General features: G+C 44.3%; 18 protein-coding genes. 5 read left to right on the top strand and 13 right to left on the bottom strand.

Annotation, left to right across the window (positions count from 1 at the left end):
• Window positions 1-12 precede the first annotated feature (12 nt).
• The 3 genes from WDV75_RS01565 to WDV75_RS01555 all read right to left on the bottom strand — a co-directional run bounded on the left by WDV75_RS01565 (window position 13) and on the right by WDV75_RS01555 (window position 2,849).
• A complete protein-coding gene (locus WDV75_RS01565) occupies window positions 13-588 on the bottom strand; it encodes an aminodeoxychorismate synthase component II (protein ID WP_189759339.1) in 576 nt (191 codons plus the stop codon).
• Window positions 589-971: 383 nt separating this feature from the next.
• A complete protein-coding gene (gene ppiA / locus WDV75_RS01560; RefSeq protein ID WP_273557548.1) occupies window positions 972-1,538 on the bottom strand; it encodes a peptidylprolyl isomerase A in 567 nt (188 codons plus the stop codon).
• A 351-nt stretch (window positions 1,539-1,889) separates the two neighbouring features.
• Window positions 1,890-2,849, bottom strand: coding sequence for an AEC family transporter (locus WDV75_RS01555; protein WP_273557546.1), 960 nt, complete (start codon window positions 2,847-2,849; stop codon window positions 1,890-1,892).
• 189 nt (window positions 2,850-3,038) lie between these two features.
• Here WDV75_RS01555 and WDV75_RS01550 point away from each other — a divergent pair, with 189 nt between their 5' ends.
• Both WDV75_RS01550 and yihA read left to right on the top strand, forming a co-directional pair.
• Window positions 3,039-3,944, top strand: coding sequence for a LysR family transcriptional regulator (locus WDV75_RS01550; protein WP_273557545.1), 906 nt, complete (start codon window positions 3,039-3,041; stop codon window positions 3,942-3,944).
• A gap of 114 nt (window positions 3,945-4,058) precedes the next feature.
• Window positions 4,059-4,682 (top strand): ribosome biogenesis GTP-binding protein YihA/YsxC, encoded by a 624-nt coding sequence (gene yihA / locus WDV75_RS01545; RefSeq protein WP_273557543.1) that lies wholly within the window; start codon window positions 4,059-4,061, stop codon window positions 4,680-4,682.
• Window positions 4,683-5,135: 453 nt separating this feature from the next.
• Here yihA and polA read toward each other — a convergent pair whose 3' ends face one another.
• The 4 genes from polA to WDV75_RS01525 form a co-directional block, all read right to left on the bottom strand.
• Window positions 5,136-7,928, bottom strand: coding sequence for a DNA polymerase I (polA, locus tag WDV75_RS01540; protein WP_273557542.1), 2,793 nt, complete (start codon window positions 7,926-7,928; stop codon window positions 5,136-5,138).
• A gap of 418 nt (window positions 7,929-8,346) precedes the next feature.
• Window positions 8,347-8,970 carry a thiol:disulfide interchange protein DsbA gene (gene dsbA, locus WDV75_RS01535; protein WP_273557541.1) on the bottom strand — a complete coding sequence of 208 codons (624 nt, stop codon included), beginning with the start codon at window positions 8,968-8,970 and terminating at the stop codon, window positions 8,347-8,349.
• A gap of 17 nt (window positions 8,971-8,987) precedes the next feature.
• On the bottom strand, window positions 8,988-9,974 hold the full coding sequence (locus tag WDV75_RS01530) for a serine/threonine protein kinase (protein WP_273557564.1): 987 nt from the start codon (window positions 9,972-9,974) through the stop codon (window positions 8,988-8,990).
• A 21-nt stretch (window positions 9,975-9,995) separates the two neighbouring features.
• Window positions 9,996-10,265: a YihD family protein gene (locus WDV75_RS01525; protein ID WP_273557540.1), complete on the bottom strand. Its 270-nt coding sequence runs from the start codon at window positions 10,263-10,265 to the stop codon at window positions 9,996-9,998.
• Between the two features lie 187 nt (window positions 10,266-10,452).
• Between WDV75_RS01525 and mobA the strand changes: the two genes are divergently transcribed.
• Both mobA and mobB read left to right on the top strand, forming a co-directional pair.
• Window positions 10,453-11,055, top strand: coding sequence for a molybdenum cofactor guanylyltransferase MobA (mobA, locus tag WDV75_RS01520; RefSeq protein WP_273557538.1), 603 nt, complete (start codon window positions 10,453-10,455; stop codon window positions 11,053-11,055).
• Window positions 11,052-11,576, top strand: a complete 525-nt coding sequence (gene mobB / locus WDV75_RS01515) for a molybdopterin-guanine dinucleotide biosynthesis protein MobB (RefSeq protein ID WP_273557537.1) — start codon at window positions 11,052-11,054, stop codon at window positions 11,574-11,576. The genes mobA and mobB overlap by 4 nt, the downstream gene beginning before the upstream one ends.
• Window positions 11,577-11,634: 58 nt before the next feature.
• Here mobB and lsrG read toward each other — a convergent pair whose 3' ends face one another.
• From lsrG to lsrA, 6 genes are all read right to left on the bottom strand, one after another.
• Window positions 11,635-11,934, bottom strand: coding sequence for a (4S)-4-hydroxy-5-phosphonooxypentane-2,3-dione isomerase (lsrG, locus tag WDV75_RS01510; protein ID WP_273557535.1), 300 nt, complete (start codon window positions 11,932-11,934; stop codon window positions 11,635-11,637).
• A gap of 1 nt (window position 11,935) precedes the next feature.
• On the bottom strand, window positions 11,936-12,820 hold the full coding sequence (lsrF, locus tag WDV75_RS01505; protein WP_273557534.1) for a 3-hydroxy-5-phosphonooxypentane-2,4-dione thiolase: 885 nt from the start codon (window positions 12,818-12,820) through the stop codon (window positions 11,936-11,938).
• A 45-nt stretch (window positions 12,821-12,865) separates the two neighbouring features.
• Complete coding sequence (gene lsrB, locus WDV75_RS01500) at window positions 12,866-13,885, bottom strand: autoinducer 2 ABC transporter substrate-binding protein LsrB (protein ID WP_273557533.1); 1,020 nt, start codon at window positions 13,883-13,885, stop codon at window positions 12,866-12,868.
• 154 nt (window positions 13,886-14,039) lie between these two features.
• Window positions 14,040-15,050: an autoinducer 2 ABC transporter permease LsrD gene (gene lsrD / locus WDV75_RS01495; protein WP_273557532.1), complete on the bottom strand. Its 1,011-nt coding sequence runs from the start codon at window positions 15,048-15,050 to the stop codon at window positions 14,040-14,042.
• Window positions 15,050-16,063, bottom strand: a complete 1,014-nt coding sequence (lsrC, locus tag WDV75_RS01490) for an autoinducer 2 ABC transporter permease LsrC (RefSeq protein ID WP_273557563.1) — start codon at window positions 16,061-16,063, stop codon at window positions 15,050-15,052. Before lsrC ends, lsrD begins: the two co-directional genes overlap by 1 nt.
• A complete protein-coding gene (gene lsrA, locus WDV75_RS01485; protein ID WP_273557531.1) occupies window positions 16,041-17,612 on the bottom strand; it encodes an autoinducer 2 ABC transporter ATP-binding protein LsrA in 1,572 nt (523 codons plus the stop codon). Before lsrA ends, lsrC begins: the two co-directional genes overlap by 23 nt.
• A 334-nt stretch (window positions 17,613-17,946) precedes the next feature.
• On the opposite strand from lsrA, the gene lsrR reads away from it, so the two are divergent.
• A complete protein-coding gene (gene lsrR, locus WDV75_RS01480) occupies window positions 17,947-18,861 on the top strand; it encodes a transcriptional regulator LsrR (RefSeq protein ID WP_338861179.1) in 915 nt (304 codons plus the stop codon).
• Window positions 18,862-18,910: the final 49 nt, after the last annotated feature.

Raw genomic sequence — 18,910 nt, 5'->3', positions numbered from 1 at the left:
AGAGGTATCTGACTAATATCTGAGGAAATTATTCAACAATTCATGTCCCTGCTCACTAAGAATGCTTTCTGGATGAAACTGCACCCCTTCCAGTGGCAAAGTACGGTGACGTATTCCCATGATTTCATCTACGTCGCCATTACGCTGACTCCAGGCCGTCACTTCAAATGAAGCAGGAAGCGTTTCTGCGGCAATGACCAGAGAGTGATAACGCGTGACCGTCAATGGACGATCTAATCCTTTGAATACCCCTTGCTGGCTATGGTGAATCAGACTGGTTTTTCCATGCATTACTTCACGCGCTTTAACAACCTTGGCACCAAAAGCCTGACCTATTGCCTGATGCCCCAGACACACACCGAGGATGGGTAATTTCCCTGCAAAATGTGAAATCGCTTCCAACGAGATCCCTGCTTCATTTGGCGTGCAAGGCCCCGGAGAAATGACTAAATGAGTAGGCGCCAAATCTTCGATATCTTTAAGCTGAATCTCATCATTACGCTTAACTAAAACCTCTGCCCCTAACTCACAAAAATATTGGTATAAATTGAATGTAAAAGAATCGTAGTTATCTATTATTAGTAACATAGGAGTATATCCTACTGATTATTATAGTCTTATAAGTTGCCCTACCCCATTGGGGTATTATGCATTCTGTATAATAGTAAAATCAGGTAAAGCAGTATTAACAGCAATGGGGGGCTAATCATACCACAGAAGCACTTTTAAAATAGTGGTACGGCGAGCGCATTACTATAATGCAACATGATGTAACAATGCAGAAATGGTAGAAAGAAGGGGAATGTAAACGGTACTCAAACAACCAGTTATGATTATCCGAATACCGTATTATACCAATCACCTTTCAAGATACTCATTGTTTCTCCCCGCTTCGCGGGGAGAAACAATGAGTTATGTTGTCTTATAATGAGCAACTTGAAAGATAACGCGTAATATGTCGGTCCGGGCTGTTAAGGTTCAACCTTGGCAGACAAGATCACAATAGGTTTTACCGGTACATTTTGGTAAGGGCCAACATTTTCTGTTTTGACTTGAGAAATTTTATCCACCACATCCATGCCCTTGACGACTTTACCAAAGACTGCATAACCGAAGTCACGCTGCCCATGGTCAAGGAAAGCATTATCGGTCACGTTAATAAAAAATTGGCTGGTTGCGCTGTCCTTATCGGCGGTACGCGCCATAGCAATAGTTCCCCGCAAATTCCGCAAGCCGTTATCTGCTTCATTTTTGATTGGCTCTTTGGTCGCTTTTTGCTTCATATCCTTTGTAAAGCCACCGCCCTGGATCATAAAGCCTGGGATAACACGATGAAAAATAGTGTTGTTATAAAATCCCTCATTGACATACTCAACGAAATTCTTGGTAGTCATTGGTGCCTTATTGCTATCTAACTCAAGTTCGATTTCTCCAGCCGATGTTACCAGCTTCACGTGAGTTTCAGCGGCTAATGCTGGGACAGCTATCGCGCTGATAGCACATGCAGTCATAAGCGACACAAAAATACGTTTAAACATTGATGATTCCTTTATTTTTGAGGTCAACAATAAAACTCATAACAACAAAACCCATTAAGTGTAATTCCCTATGGAGTGAAGTTCCAAAGATTTACCTACATTTACGAGTCATATGACTTTTATATTCGCATATTTAAACAGGCGCTATTTTGAGAATAACCCCCATATTAATACGCTTTCCATGTCAAAGCGCATAAGCATCTATACCAATCTAACTTCAAGATGCGGGTGATTTTTCCCCGCATCGCGGAAAGAAATCAGGTTTCATATCATGTTGTAAATTGCAACTTGAAGTTTAATGCGTATATTCATCCAGCATTGAATACAGGAAATTAAACTTTCCATCCAAATTCAGCTGGACAACAATTGCAGAACGATTGGTATTGTCACCAGTGCGATAAATAGAGAAATAATAATAGAAAGGGAAATGGTTTCCTGTTTGAAACCATACTTATTAGCAAAAACATACACGCCTGCACCGATAGGCTGAGCAGCCATAATAATTGCGGCAATCAACCAAATATTGTCAGCTTGCTGCATACCAAACAGATAATAAGCGCAGATAAACGTAACCAACGGTTGTATCCCTAATTTGAGTAACAACATCGGTACAATCAATTTTAATGCTTCCGCATTAATATGCTCTTTAACCTTAAGCCGCGATAATCCCAGTCCTAAAGCAAATAATGCCGTTGGGCCTGCGGCATTACCAAGAAATGCCGCCAATGATTGCAAAAATTTTGGTACGGGAATCTCGAAATAGACGAAGATTAAACCTGCGATGACTGAAATAGTCAGGGGGTTACTCAATGTCACCTTTAATGACCTAACCAGACTCCGGCTGATGGATATGTTGCTACCCGATTGACAAGTAGAAAGAACATCGTAGGTAATAATGACAGCTATAATGGCTGGGATATTATGCAGGATCGTAGCTATAGCGGCAGGAAGCGCAGCAGATTCACCATAGACAGAGATTAGGATTGGAACTCCCATATATCCGGTAGTGCCATAACATGCTCCCATGCCTAAAAGAGAAGATTGAGGCAAACCAATTCCCATAATTTTGGCTACTAACACACCTAAAACATACACGACCCCAATGCCGGCCAAACTAGCAGCAATAAATCCCCATTGTTGAAGTTCACTCACATCTGCACGTGCAATAGCCAGAAACAATAAGGCAGGGAGTGCAATATAAAGCACATAATCGTTGATTAATTTATCGGAATGTCCGCTATCAGGACGCAAACGACCAAAACAATATCCGATAAAAATAACCAGAAATATGGGGGCAACTATCATAAACATTTAGATTAATTCCACATGAGTGTTGATAAAACATCCCGAAAATTTCCCTGGTGTATTAGACTTGCTGTCATTATTCAGAATAAATATTGGCTATTTTTTGATGATATTGCTGTAATCATTTAATTCTGTTAAATAAATAATTCCTTTCTTATCATTAAATTTATTAATGATGACAACAAAGGCGATACTATGAAACTGGATATTCGTACCGATCGTTTTGATGGGCGTGGTATAACGCTTGAGCAACTACGCGCGTTTGTATTCGTAGCGACACATGGTGGATTTGCTAAAGCTGGGGAAGAGTTGGGCCGTACACAACCAACGCTTAGCCTAAGTATTAAACGACTTGAAGAAGATATCGGATGTCGTTTAATTGATCGACGCCAAGGCACTATTATTGGATTAACCAATGAAGGTAAACAGCTATTACCCGCTGCCAAAGATATTCTTTTCCGCATGACCCAAGCGCTACAATCGGTAAGAAAATTCCAGTTGAGAGGCAAAATTGCACTTGGTGTCCCTGATGATTTCAGCATTAGAAACCTGCATAAAGCGATCTCCTGCTGTCTGGAGGAACATCCTGAATTAAAAATAGAAATTACCGCCGCTTCATCACCGGTACTTTCTGCCTTATTAGAAAAACAGCAATTAGACATGGCCATCACTAAAGAAATAGCGGGACAACCCATCAATGCCAATCATAAAAGCATCTTGAGAATTGAACCACTACATTGGGTTGCTGTAGAAAACAAGCACTTCAATAACCTACAAGAAATTCCACTGGTTATTTTTCCTGATGGCTGCGTCATTCGCCAATGTGCCATAAACGCACTGGAACATGTGGGTAAACCTTATTTTCTCGCGTATGTCAGTGCTTCATTTGAAAATGTGAAAAGTGCCATAGCACACGGTTTGGGCATTGGGTTATTGCCACGCCACTCATTAACCGATGCTCTATGTGTATTATCTTCCGAACATGGTGTCCCTAATGTTCCTGCCATTCAGCTGGTTTTACATGTGACGGCCCAAGGTGAGTTATACACATTATTTGCCGACTACCTGCGCCATTCGTTGTCGGAAGAAATGTCGGTATAAATGTCGGTATAAATGTCGGTAAAATGTCGGCATAAAGTTACGCCTGTCCACAAGCGGTTGCTCTCGGTATAATCACCGGGCTATTTTTGTGTATTCCTCAGGGAGATAACCATTTTGACCATCAAAAACTACAACTATCATATGACCCACTTTATTACGAGTGCACCTGACATTCGCCACCTGCCTCAAGATGTGGGCATTGAGGTCGCGTTTGCCGGTAGGTCAAATGCGGGTAAATCCAGCGCCCTGAATGCGCTGACCCGCCAAAAAAGCCTTGCACGAACCAGTAAAACCCCTGGCCGTACCCAATTAATTAACCTGTTCGAAGTTGAAGAAGGGATCCGTCTGGTCGACTTGCCGGGCTATGGTTACGCTGAAGTCCCGGAAGAGATGAAACGTAAATGGCAGAAGGCGTTGGGAGAGTATCTCCAGAAGCGCGAATGCCTGTTAGGGCTGGTGGTTTTGATGGATATCCGCCATCCGCTGAAAGATCTGGATAGGCAAATGATTGAATGGGCGGTCGTGACGCAAGTCCCCGTCATGGTATTGCTAACTAAAGCCGACAAACTGGCTTCCGGTGCCCGTAAAAGCCAATTGGCAAAAGTTCGTCAGGAATTGACCTCTTTGGGTGGTGATATTCAGATTGAATACTTCTCCGCCTTGAAAAAAATCGGCATCGATAAACTAGAGCAAAAACTCAACCTTTGGTTCAATCAACCTGCCCTTGAAGCGGAATAACTCCGAACCCTGCCCTGCCATAAATCGGGTATAAAAAAACGCCCCAGTCAAAAGAGATGACTGGGGCAGCTAATATTCAGCTAAATCCGATTACGTGAAGTAAAAGGTCTGAAAGATAGAACATCTTACCTCTGTACCCTACGCCGATAACTTTAACCTATTCTTTTAATCAAAAAAAGACTTTTTTGTAATTAATTTTCACCAATTACCTCGATTCAGCTGTTAACATTTAAGCAAATCAGGTTATTATGACACCATTAATGTAGTTTAATTACATAATTGTGAGATCTAGATCTAATCTAAAACCTAACTGAAATTCTTGCCACACGCCCCTTCACGGCGTAATTGAAATCATTTTAGTTCATTAAATGAGCTGCATTTTCATAAAAATCATTCAATAAAAAAGAACCGCATTTTTGCGGCTCTTTTTCAGCTTCTAAAATAAACGGTACATCAATGTGCCTGATCCCAATTATCACCAATCCCAACATCCACTTTTAACGGCACAGCAAGCTGCATACTTTGTTCCATCAGCTCCCTGATTTTCTGTCCTGCGGTTTCCAGCTCTGATTCATGGACTTCAAATACCAATTCATCGTGAACCTGCATGATCATGCGCACATTTGGCTGTTCACTGACAATCCAGTTATCTACCGCAATCATAGCCAATTTGATGATATCCGCTGCCGTTCCCTGCATCGGTGCATTGATAGCTTCACGCTCTGACGCCTTGCGGCGCATGGCATTACGCGATTTGATATCCGGCAGGTATAACCGACGGCCTTCCAGCGTTTCGACAAATCCATGATCAGCCGCCTGCGCCCGTGTACGTTCCATATAAGCCAACACCCCTGGATAACGTTCAAAATAGAGATCCATATAGCGCTGTGCTTCACCACGCGGAATGCCTAACTGGCGGGACAGACCAAACGAACTCATGCCGTAAATCAGGCCAAAGTTAATCGCTTTAGCACTGCGACGCTGCTCGCTAGTCACTTGCTCCAATGGAACACCAAACACTTCCGCAGCCGTCGCACGGTGGATGTCCTTACCTTGGGCAAATGCTTCCAACAGGCCTTTGTCCTGTGACAAATGCGCCATAATGCGCAATTCAATCTGTGAATAGTCCGCCGCCATAATGCGATAACCTTCTGGTGCAACAAATGCCTGACGGATGCGACGCCCTTCACCATTGCGAACAGGGATGTTTTGCAAATTTGGATCACGGGAAGAGAGACGTCCCGTCGCCGTTACCGCCTGATGATAAGAGGTATGAACGCGATTCGTCAGTGGGTGCACCATCTGAGGCAATTTATCAGTATAAGTGGTTTTCAATTTTGCCAGGCCACGATGTTCCAAAATCACCCTTGCCAATTCATGGTGTTCTGCCAACTCTTCCAACACTTCTTCATTCGTTGATGGCGCACCAGTTGGCGTTTTTTTCAAGACAGGCAAGTTCATTTTTTCAAATAAGATGACTTGTAGCTGCTTTGGTGACGACAGATTGAATTCTTCCCCTGCTAATTCATAAGCGGATTTTTCCAACTCATCCAAACGCGCCGTGATTTCCCTTGAATGTTCTGCCAATGTTTGGGCGTTGATCAACACCCCTGTTCTTTCCATACGGGATAGCACCGGCACCAGCGGCATTTCGATCTTCTGGAAAACTTTTTGCAGAGTTGGAACATTTTCTAACTGGGGATACATGACCTGATGTAGCCTAAGAGTCACATCCGCATCTTCCGCTGCATATTTTGCGGCCTCCTCCAATGGGATTTGATTGAAGGTGAGTTGCTTTTTACCCTTGCCGGCAATTTCTTCAAATGTGGTGGTCTTATAACCCAGATGACGATCAGCAAGGCTATCCATATCATGCCGCCCTGCTACGCTGTTCAAAACATACGATTCCAGCATGGTATCGAAAACAATGCCATTTAAAGCAATGTCATAACGTGCCAAAACCCCACGATCAAATTTCAGGTTTTGACCAATTTTAGGCAGATTAACATCCTCCAGCAGCGGTTTTAAGGTGGCGAGCACTTCATGCAGCTCCAATTGCTGTGGCGCATCCAGATAATCGTGTCCCAATGGCAGATAAGCGGCTTCAACTTCTGATTCCCCCACGGCAATGGCAAAGGACATCCCCACCAGGTTAGCTGTTAAGGTATCAAGACTGTCGGTTTCAGTATCAAAAGAGAACGCCGGAGCCTGTTTCAGCTTTTCAATCCACTGATCAAGGGATTGGCGTTCAAGGATAGTTTGATAGTTTTCCGGTGAAATTTTAGCGCCAGCTGGTGCAACAGCCACTGGTTCTGACTTAGCGTTGGCTGAGGCAGGTTTTTTTCCATTGCCTTCCAGCCAACTGCCATTCTGCACGTCACTGATCCACCGTTTGAATTCATAATGACTAAACAGTGCCAGTAACGCCTCCGTATCCGGTGGCATAACAGAAAGCTCTAAACAGGTCTTATCCAGCTCAACGTCAGTTTTGATTGTCGCCAATTGGTAGGAAAGATAAGCCACTTCTTTATATTGTTCCATTTTACCACCCAGAGTTTTGGCTCCACGGAAACCAAGTGTGGCAATCTCATCAAGCCGGGCATAGATCTCATCCAATCCGCCAATACCCTGCAATAGTCCCAGAGCGGTTTTTTCACCCACTCCCGGCACCCCCGGAATATTATCGGAAGAATCCCCCATTAAGGCGAGAAAATCGATCATCAGTTCAGGGGGAATGCCATATTTTTCCTTAACCTCTTCTGGCCCCAAAATTGTATTGGTCATCGTGTTAATCAGTGTGATATTTGGCGTCACCAATTGAGCCATATCCTTATCACCAGTACTAATGAGCACCGAACGGCTCTCTTTTGCAGCCTGCAACGCTAATGTACCGATGACATCATCAGCTTCAACGCCTGTCACAACCAGAATTGGCAGTCCCATAGCCTTGACCATTTTGTGCAGCGGTTCAATCTGCAAGCGCAAATCATCTGGCATAGGCGGCCGATGGGATTTGTATTCAGCAAATAGCTCATCACGGAACGTTTTGCCTTTGGCATCAAACACAACCGCCACATGACTGGGTTTGTACTGCATGATCAAACTTCGCAGCATATTCAGAACGCCATACATGGCGCCAGTCGGCTCTCCCGAACTGTTTGTCAGTGGAGGAAACGCATGGTATGCACGATAAAGGTATGAAGAACCATCAACCAAAATCAGGGGATTGTCTGCTATCTGTGCCATAAAATTTTCTTTGTCGTTCTGTGGGATGGATTGATGAATAAAGAATAGAATGCCATATTGTGCCGTTATAGACGAATTTTGCGGGAATTTTCTCGTACTAACTTGCATTTTATGACAAATATTCTGATAAGTACTCTGTGGATAACTTTGTGCACAAAAAAATGACATATAAAACAGATTGATGTTTATTATCACAAAGAGTGGAAAACAGAAGATGAAAAATCAATGAATTACACGGAACATTAAATAAATATTACAACCGCTTTAAAATCACTGACTTGTGGATATTACCGGAATTTATGTTATGAAAGGTGTTTTTTGGCAAGTATTGTGCCAACTTTCTCATAGCCGACACAATACCTATATCATTTTATATTAATACTAGCGTTTTTGTTTCGTTACGCCACCCTCTGGCAACTTATTTTTTGTTCACCAGATAGTTCACAACATCAGAGAATTTCTGTGAGTAATCCAAAGCTGAACGAGTATCAATTCCACCATTGTTAATCAAGTACTTGCCATTAACAAAGATCGCCGGAACACCGCGCAAATTGAAATCCTGGGCCGCCTGACGCTCTTTAGCGGCCACCGACTGCACAATAAAGCTGTTCAGGGCTGCATCGTATTCTTCACCAGACACTCCCGCTTTGATGAAAGCATTGCGGATATCTTCCTTGCTAATGATGGTTTGGCTTTTCTGAATGCCATCAAACAAAATAGGGGTGACTTTATCTTCAATCTTCATCACAATGGCGACAGCCCAGGCATCAGTCAATGCTTTTCCCAAAGGCCCAAGAAAATCCACATGGTAACGTTCATGGGTCACACCTGCTGGCAAATTTTTCTCAACAGTAGTAGGAACATGATAAATATGTTCAAACTGATAGCAGTGAGGACAATAAAAAGAGAAAAACTCCACCACCTGGGGCTGATTCGCAACCGGATTTTTTAACTCGGTATACTGTTTGCCTTCGGAAAAACCAGAAGCAGATGCATTAAATGCCATAAACGCTCCCACCAGTGCTAGCCAAAATTTCTTCATAATGGTCTCCAAAAAAATTAATACATCGGGTTGAGCTGTAAAGGTGGCTCTTGTAACAGCCGGATTTGTTCAGAAAAAAGACTCACTTGCTTATGCCAAAAATCACTATCAGCCATCCACGGAAACGCTTTTGGAAAAGCCGGATCTTGCCAGCGACGAGCAACCCAAGCTAAATAATAGACTATTCGCATCGCACGCAGAGGCTCTATTAATGCCAAGGTCTTGGGATCAAATGCCATAAATTGACCATATGACTCAAGCAAGATATCCAACTGGATCAACCGTTCTTGCCGTGATCCACTCAGCAACATCCACAAATCCTGAATAGCAGGGCCATTGCGAGCATCATCAAGATCCACAAACCACGCTTCATCACGCCACAAGATATTACCAGCATGGCAATCCCCATGCAGCCGCAATACTTGCCAGTTATCATGCCATTGGCTTGCGACTGCCTGATTCAATTCATTTAATGCAACCAAAAAATCCTGTTTATGACTCGTGGGAATGAGTTCACATTCAGCCAAACATTGATACGGCTGATATAAATATTCATTCAAGTTAAGTGTAGGACGAGCAGAAAATGTTTTTTTTGCCCCAATTTGATGCATTCTTCCCAGTAATCGCCCAACATCTTCTAGTTGGTCAAAACTATCTGACTCATACTGACGCCCTCCCACACTGGGAAAAATGGCAAAAAAGAAACCACCATAATTCAGCACCGTCTGCCCATCAAATATCAACGGTGCGGCCACGGGCAAATCGGCCTGCTGCAATTCATGTGCAAGATCATGTTCCTCCTGAATTTGCTGCTGACTCCAGCGCAGGGGACGATAAAATTTCACAACATAGCGTTTACGGTTTTCATCCATGAACTGATACACCCGATTTTCATAGCTATTCAGTTCGGTTAGACCTGAATCAAGGTACAGGCCAGATTGCCCCAATGCATCCATGATTAAATCTGGTGTAATATTTTGAAAATTAAAAGCCTTCGATTCCATCACAACACAGTTCTCTCTTCATCAATCTTTAATAATGCCCCGGGCACGCAACAACGCCGTTTTAAAATCTTCTTCATAATCTTTTTTCACGCCAGGGATTTCTGCATGGCTATCCATGCCGCGCATTTTCAGGTGATAAATCAAAATATCATCCGTTAATTCAGACAACTGTCCTGTGAATCCCGCTTCATCAGCCAGTTTTTGCAAAAGCGCCAGCAGATTTAAATCCGGCTCATTCTTCCATACTGGATGTAAAAGTTCGATGACTTCATTGAGGCGGTAATGCTTCATTTTTAGTTCCTTATAAATCACGATACAAATTAGCAGGGTTAATGACTTTGAGAAAGCATTGGTCTGTCAATCAGCGTAAAGTTATACTGCCACCTCAAGCAGCATGGTTAGATATTGATTCACAATTGAAAGACAAAGGGTATACCAAACATTAAATATTTCATTGCCCAATATCAGGTGGTTTAACATGACGCATCTAAAAATCAGTGGCGCAATTCTGGCTGGGGGATTATCCACCCGCATGGGGGGAAACGACAAAGGATTGCTGCAATTTAACAATGCACCACTATACCAGCACATTGCCACAAGATTGCAGCCACAGGTTCATGAATTGTTGATTAATGCCAATCGCAATCTGGAGATTTATCATCAAAGTGGCTATCCCATCATACCGGATATCATTGCCGATTTTTCCGGGCCATTGGCAGGTATGTTGGCGGTTTTAAAAAACGCTATCCACGAGTGGGTGGTATTTGTCCCTTGCGATGTCCCCAATTTTCCTGAAAACCTGGTCGAAAAACTGTGGCACTACAAACAAGACGCTTGGGCTGCTTATGCACATGATTGCGAACGCGCACACCCGACCTTGGTATTAATGCACCGCAATCTCATCCCTCGTCTGGAAAGCTATCTCGCTTTGGGGGACAGAAAGCTGATGTTCTTTATGCAAATGATTAAGGCAAAGGCGGTCTATTTTCCCAATCCCAATGCATTCACCAACTTAAATACCCCTGAAGAATGCCATCACTGGGAATACCATCATTGGGAACACCTTCAGGAGACGGCATGAACCACAACATCAACGACATAAAACTGCCGATTTTGGGTATCACGGCTTATAGTGGAACCGGAAAAACGACGCTATTGAAGCAAGTCATTCCACTGTTACGCCAGCAACATATCCGCGTTGGGCTGATTAAGCATACTCACCACAATATGGATGTCGATAAGCCAGGCAAGGATAGTTACGAGCTACGCAAAGCGGGGGCTGCACAAACGTTGGTTGCCAGCCAGCAACTCTGGGCTTTGATGACTGAAACGCCAGAATTGCCGGAACTGGATCTTGACTATCTTGCCAGCCGATTTGATGCAAATTTGTCGGATCTGATTTTGGTTGAAGGATTCAAACATGAACCCATCCCCAAAATCGCTCTTTATCGAGATGGCCTCAACCACACCGTTGATGAGCTTCTCGATCCCTATGTAATAGCAATTGCCAGCGATATTGCGCTGGCAACTCCCCTTCCACAGCTTGATATCAATCAACCGGAACAAGTGGCGGCATTTATTACTAAGTGGTTACATCAATAACAGTGGTTATAACAATAAGAAATATTTCCTGTCACTCGATCTGTTATTCGCTTTTGCCTTAGTTCCTTTCCGGCATCAAACCAATAAAAGTCGTTTTTTTGCGAGGTTCAGTCATCAATGCTTCCAACTTTTCGACACAGCGCAGGTAATGAGGCATTTTCTTATGTGCCGCAACTGCCGCTTCGTCAGCGTAAGCTTCATAGATATAAAAGCGGGTTGGGATATTCTCATCACGCAATACATCGAACCGTAAATTACCTGGCTCTTTAACAGAGCCAAGGTGATTATCCCGAAATACTTCAATAAATTCGTCTATCTTGTCGGCTTTAACATTAATTTCCACTAATGTAACGTGCATATTATTCTCCCTTGGCTTTTTCACTCAGGAAAAACTCATAAGCCTGAGCAGGTTTCTCATTGTGATGCACCACGGCCTGCACAGCTTTCAGCATCGCAACAGGGGCTTCCGACTGGAAGATATTACGTCCCATATCCACACCCGATGCCCCCTGATCAATCGCCTGATAGCACATATTTAACGCGTCCAGTTCCGGCAGTTTCTTACCACCTGCAATCACAATCGGCACAGGACAGCCCGCCACAACCCGCTCAAAACCGCTATCAACATAATAGGTTTTGATGATGTTTGCCCCCATTTCGGCTGCAATGCGAGTCGCTAACGAAAAGTAACGTTGGTCACGCGCCATATCTTTACCAACACCGGTCACCGCCATTGTTGGCATACCATAACGTGTTCCCTGATCCACCAGCTTGATAATGTTCTTGATAGATTGATGTTCATATTCTGAACCGATATAGACCTGTGCCGCAACCGCACAGACGTTGAGGCGCAGTGCATCTTCCATCGCCACCGCAACAGCTTCATTGGAGAGTTCAGTCAGAATAGAGTTAGCCCCAGACGCACGCAGGACTACAGGTTTATTGGTTGCCGGGGGAACCTGACTGCGCAGGATACCGCGGGTACACATCAACACATCGGTGTATTCAAACAACGGGGCGATATTGATATCAATACGCTCCAAACCTGTCGTTGGGCCCTGAAAATAACCGTGGTCAAATGCTAGCATCACCGTTTTATTGGTAACGGGATTGAAAATCCGTGACAAACGGGACTGCATCCCCCAATCCAGTGCACCACAGCCTTTCAGTTCAAATAGCGTGTTCTGTTGCGGTGTATTAATGCCAAAATCTTTACCATCTTTGATATCATCTAAATCTGCCATTTCTCCCTCCAGAAAGGTGTCAGGACTGCATACCAGCCCCATGCATTAGAAATCGTACTGATTGATATTGTCTTTGGTGAAAATTACCCGCTCCGGCATGACAACAATGCCATTGCCTTTCGCCTCATAACGGTATCCTTGTACACTGTTGGGTGAGATTTCAACACGGTCAATATCAGGAATATTCAATTTATCTCCCACATTCAGTTCGCCTTTTTGCAATATCTCATTGGTAACATGAATGGCTAGCTTGCCCTGCTTGACCACATCCCACAAAGCGAACTGTTTGACCGTACCATTTTCAACATAAGGACGCATGACATTCGGGGTACTGAACCCAACAATCGCGACATCTTGACGCTTCAGGTTTTCTGCAGCCTGAGCCGCCGCAGGCAAAGCGTTAGCATCTGGAGCAATAATCGCATCCAAGTCCCCCCACGCTTTTAAAATGCCTTCCGCGGTTTGCAAAGATTTAGTGGCATCGTTATAGCCAAATCGGGTGGTGACAATTTCCCAATTCGGATGTTCCTCTGCAATCTTGGCCTTAGCTTCTTTTACCCATTGGTTCTGATCTGTCACTGTCGGGCTGGAATAGAAAAAGGCTACTTTCGCTTTTTCTTTCTTCACCTGATTTGCGTCCATATCCACCAAAATGCCACCCAACTGCGTTGGTGTTCCTTGATTGATATAGATAGAGCGGCATTCTGGCGCCGTATCGGAATCCCACGTCAATACTTTGACACCACGCTTCATAGCACGTTTCAAAGCTGGGCACAATCCATCCGGTGACACGGCTGAAACCACAATCGCATCATAGCCTTGGTTAACAAAACTATTAATAAGCTGAACCTGTCCTGCAACACTCGGCTCTGTCGGACCATCGTAAGTGACTTCAATACCCAGCGCCTTGCCTGCTTCCACCGCACCTTGCCCGCCACTGGTAAAGAACCCAACGCCGACCAATTTAGGGATAAATGCAATCTTTTCTGCCGCCTGAGCCCAGGAAACACATCCCAGACTTAATGCAGCAGCCAAAGCCAGCTTTTTCATTGTTGGTGCTTTCATGCCTATCTCCATTTGTTTTTATTTCAAGATCATCTTTTATACCAATCCAACTTCAAGTTTCAGCTTGCAAATCAATGTGTTGTTTATATCTCCCGCTACGTGGGGAGATATAAGACGCATCTTGAAAGGCGATTGGTATATGTTTCAGAAAATGTTATTGCGAAACAGAAGCTCTTCGACGTTGCCACCAATCACAAATTTGATGGCGATGCAACGAAACAGACCGTCCTATCACCGCTACAATCAGCAAGGCACCAGACAACGCGCTGGATATCTGGTTAGTAATTCCCACCATCTGCAATCCTTGCTGCAAATAACCCACCAGCAAAACTGCCAGTGCCGTTCCTATAATCGAACCAGATCCACCATAAATATTAGCCCCTCCCAGCACGACAGCCGTAATCGCGGGCATCAGGAACGAACTTCCCAAATCGGAACGCGCCGAACCAAAATAAGAAACCAAAATAATCGCCGCCACTGCTGAAGCCAGTCCGGTCAAAGCGTATAACAAACATAAAATTCGATTTACGGGGATAGCACTGTAACGAGCAACACAGCTACTCTGCCCGATAAGAAAAACATTACGGCCACGGTGGGTACGATGCATAAATAGCCAGAACACCAATGCAAAAAGGATAAAGATGACCAAAGGAACAGGCAGGTTGAGCAGCGTCAGATTGGCAAAATCAGTAAATGTATCAGGAAAACCACCAATGCCTTCATATCCCGTCGTGCCAGACAGTCCCGACAGCAATAAGGCGCTACCGCCAAACAGGTACATCGTGCCAAGCGTAATGACTAACGGATTTACACCCGTATAGAAAATCAGGGCCGCATTAATCAAGCCGCACAGCCCCCCGACAAGTAAAGTAAAAGGAATTGCTACAATCATCGGCAAACCAGCTTGATACATCACACCTAATGCGATAGCACATAGGCCGATAATCGAACCAAAAGAGATATCAATACCACCACTGACAATCACCATCGTTAACGGCAACGCGATAATGCCGATGCAGATAAAATCACTGGTACTGAACAACAGCACGTTAATATCCAGCATCCTTGGATTAACTATGCCAAACAGTAAAATTTCCGCCACCAACAACATCAAAAGCGCCGTTTCCCAACCATAACGTTGCCCATAACGTTGTACCCTATTCATTATGGCCTCCCGTTTCTTGCGGTGTGTTTGTTTATTGGTTCAAGGAAACGGGCGTAACGTTGCTGGCGTAAATTATTGCCAACGACATTACGCAAACGCCCATCCAGCACTAACACAACCAACAGGACAAGACCAGCAATAAAATCATTCCACCATGCCGATAACTTGAGGAGTACCAACACACTGTCAATTTGTGTCAAAAAATATGCTCCGCAGATCGCCCCAAAGACAGTTCCCACGCCCCCCAACAAACTTATACCACCTAATACACAGGCAGCGATGGCTTTCATCTCCAGCCCATTCCCCGTTTGGTTCGGAATAAAGCCAATCTGAGCCACAAACACAATACCTGCCAATGTTGCCATCACGCCATTTACGGTGAATGCCGTGATGCGAATGCCATTGACGGGAGCACCAAGCTGACGAGCGCCTTGCAGGTTATCACCCGTGGCATAAAACCCGCGGCCAAACTCAGTTTTCTTTAACATCCACGCTATCGACAGAATCAATAACATCAACAACCAGCCAATTGGTGAAACACCCAATAGTATTGGTCTGGCGAGTTCTTTAACCTCAGCGGGCAAACCTTCGATCCATTTACCACCGGTTAACAACAGCATTAATCCACGGTATAAACAGAGTGTGCCCAACGTGGCAACAATCGCTGGAATTTTTAACCATGCCACCAACACACCATTAATAAACCCCGCCATGATGCCAACCAGCAACGTAATTAAACAGGCAATCGCCAGTGGAAGCCCTGCATTAAGCGACATGCCCAACACTACCGCACATAGTCCGGTAGTCGAACCAACAGACACATCAATATTGCGGGTTAACATGACCAGCGTGGCACCCATTGCTAATAAAATAAGAATTTGGGCATTACCGAAGATCATAGTGACCGTTTGGAGGCTGAAAGCATGGCTATCGAGACTTCCTAGCAAAGCAAACAGTCCCAAAATGGCGATCAATACTGTGGCCTCTCGGTTATTCTGGATGAATTTCAATATGACGTTCCCCAAAAGAAAGATGCATAATCTCGTCCACATTCATGTGGTCTTTATCAAGCTGTCCACAAAGCTCGCCGTGATGCATGACCAGCACGCGATCAGCCAACTGAACAATTTCATCAAGATCAGAAGAAATCAGGAGAATCGCCACCTGTTGACTGGCGATTTTGTGAATAAGCTGATAGATATCATTACGCGCTCCAACATCAACACCCCGCGTTGGTTCATCAATAATCAAGACAGTAGGCTTGGCTTCCAGGCATTTAGCAATCAGGATCTTTTGCTGATTACCGCCAGACAGCGTACGTACAGATTGATCTACATTGTGGAATCGAATATTGAGTGCTTGACGATATCGTTCCAATACTCCGACATCGTGGGTGGAACGTGTCCAGAAAGTGCTTCGGCTGTGCGTCAGCGAACAAACATTCCAACTCAAAAAGGCGTCAAGAAATAAGCCAAAAACTTGCCGATCTTCAGGCAGATAAACCAATCCATGTTGCAAACGTTCTGCGGTATCGAGTTTATTGATGACTTGTTGTCGGAAACGAATTTCACCACTCGCTATCGGGCGCAATCCATATAGTGTCTCTGCCAGTTCCGTACGACCTGCTCCCACAACACCAGACAAACCAACAATTTCCCCCGCCCGTAGCGTCAAAGAGATGTCACGAAATCCCTCCCCACACAGAGAAGTCACTTCCAAAACGGGAGTTGCTGATAGGTTATCCGATACATTACTGCTAGCTTTCAAGCTCAATTTTTGATTATCAGCCAACGCAATTGATTTTACCGTAGGTGTAATCGCCTGAATTATTGCTTCCGTTGTAAAACGCTCAATCTCGCCGCTAAGAGCGATGCCCCCATCTCGTATCACACTGACATAATCTGCAATCTCACGAATTTCAGGTAACTTGTGGGAAATGAAAATAATCCCCACCTGTTGCTGCCGTAATTCCCTTATTCGTGCAAACAAACGTTCAGTTTCTGCGGGCGTCAATGCAGCAGTTGGCTCATCCAGAATCAAAATGCGAGAATTACGCATCAAGCCACGCATAATCTCCACCAACTGCTGATCTGCTACATTCAAAGCGCCGGCTGGCATCTTCAAGTCAATTTGGCAATCAAGCTGAAGCAGTAATTCGTGCATTCGGCTTGTACTGGCTTGATGTTTTGGCAAACGAAACAGGATATTTTCCTGAACGGAAAGATTGGGAAATAGCAAAGGTTCTTGTGGAACCAGATAAATACCCAGTTGATGCGCCTTCGTCGGTGTCAAATAGCTGACAGTAGCACCCTCCACAACCAACGTTCCGGCATCCGGCTGTTCAATGCCTGCAATGATTTTCATCAAAGTTGATTTACCCGCACCATTGCCACCTAATAATGCATGAACCTGCCCTGGCATCAGAAAGAAATCAATCTGCTTCAACACCATCAAACCAGAAAACTGCTTACTGATCCCACGGGCAACTAAAAGCGGAGCACTGTTAGTCGGGCTCAGGCAAAACGGATCATGGGAATGAGTGGCAATATTGCTCTGTGACATCACGTACCTCATGGCATTTTGGGTTTGCGTTTCTGACACCGATGCGAAATTGAACATTTATTTACTAAAAACATTTTTGTTCAAGACTCTAATGTAAAACTTAAGATTTTTTCAATAATTAGATCACATTTTGTGAAAAATTTAGATCCACATTAAAATATGTTCAAATTTTGCGATAAGCCTCTAGTACATTAGAGATATTTATGCTTATTCTTTCCTCGTGGATAAAGAAGTTATTATGTCGACCAAATTAAATCAGAAACAATCCGTCTCAGGGAAAAGCGTATTATCCGAGGAAATTGACTATTCAAGCTACAGCTACCCAGGAAATAGCATGAGTGAAGAAGAACTAATGGCCCGCATTGCCTGGTTTTACTATCACGATGGTCTGACGCAAGGAGACATCGGTGAATTACTCGGCCTCAATCGCCTGAAAGTCTCCCGTCTGTTAGAGAAAGGACGGCAATCTGGCGTGATCCGCGTTCAGATCAATTCACGCTATGAAGGGTGTTTGGAGTTGGAAAATGCTTTGCAAAAACGCTTTAATCTCAAACAGGTTCGCGTATTACCTACCCTTGATGGCATGAATCTGAATGCCCGTCTTGGTATCGGAGCCGCTCACCTGTTAATGGCGCTGATTGAACCTCACCAGCTATTAGCAATTGGATTTGGTGAAACGCCGATGTGTACTTTGCAGCACCTGAGCGGTTTTATCTCATCACAGCAAATTCGGTTGGTGACGCTGTCAGGCGGTGTTGGCCCTTATATGACGGGTATCGGCCAGCTTGATGCAGCCTGTCCTGTCAGCATTATTCCGGCACCACTGCGAGCCTCTACCCATCAAGTCGCGGCGACATTTCGCGAAGAGCGCAGTGTACGGGACGTGATTTTGGCAGCTTGTGCGGCCGATACTGCCATCGTCGGTATCGGCGCCATCAAACAGAAGCAACATGCAACTATCATGCGTTCCGGCTACATCAGCGATGGTGAACAATTGATGTTTGGCCGCAAAGGTGCTATCGGTGACATTCTTGGTTACTTCTTCAATATGGAAGGTGAGCTGATCAGCGACATTGATATCCATCAGGAACTGATCGGTATTTCATTGCCAGAAATGAAAACCATTCCTAATGTCATTGGTGTAGCAGGCGGCATCGAAAAAGCAGATGCTATCGTTGCTGCACTGAAAGGGGGTTACATTAATTCACTGGTGACAGAAGAACAGACCGCACAAGCTATGTTAATTTGATCGACGAATAATCTCTATCCATCCCCTGTGCCATATCGAATAAAAAGAA

This window comes from Xenorhabdus griffiniae (assembly GCF_037265215.1).
Lineage (GTDB): Bacteria > Pseudomonadota > Gammaproteobacteria > Enterobacterales > Enterobacteriaceae > Xenorhabdus > Xenorhabdus griffiniae.
The sequence above is the reverse complement of the archived record's forward strand: the minus strand, read 5'-3'. Positions and strand labels throughout refer to the sequence as shown.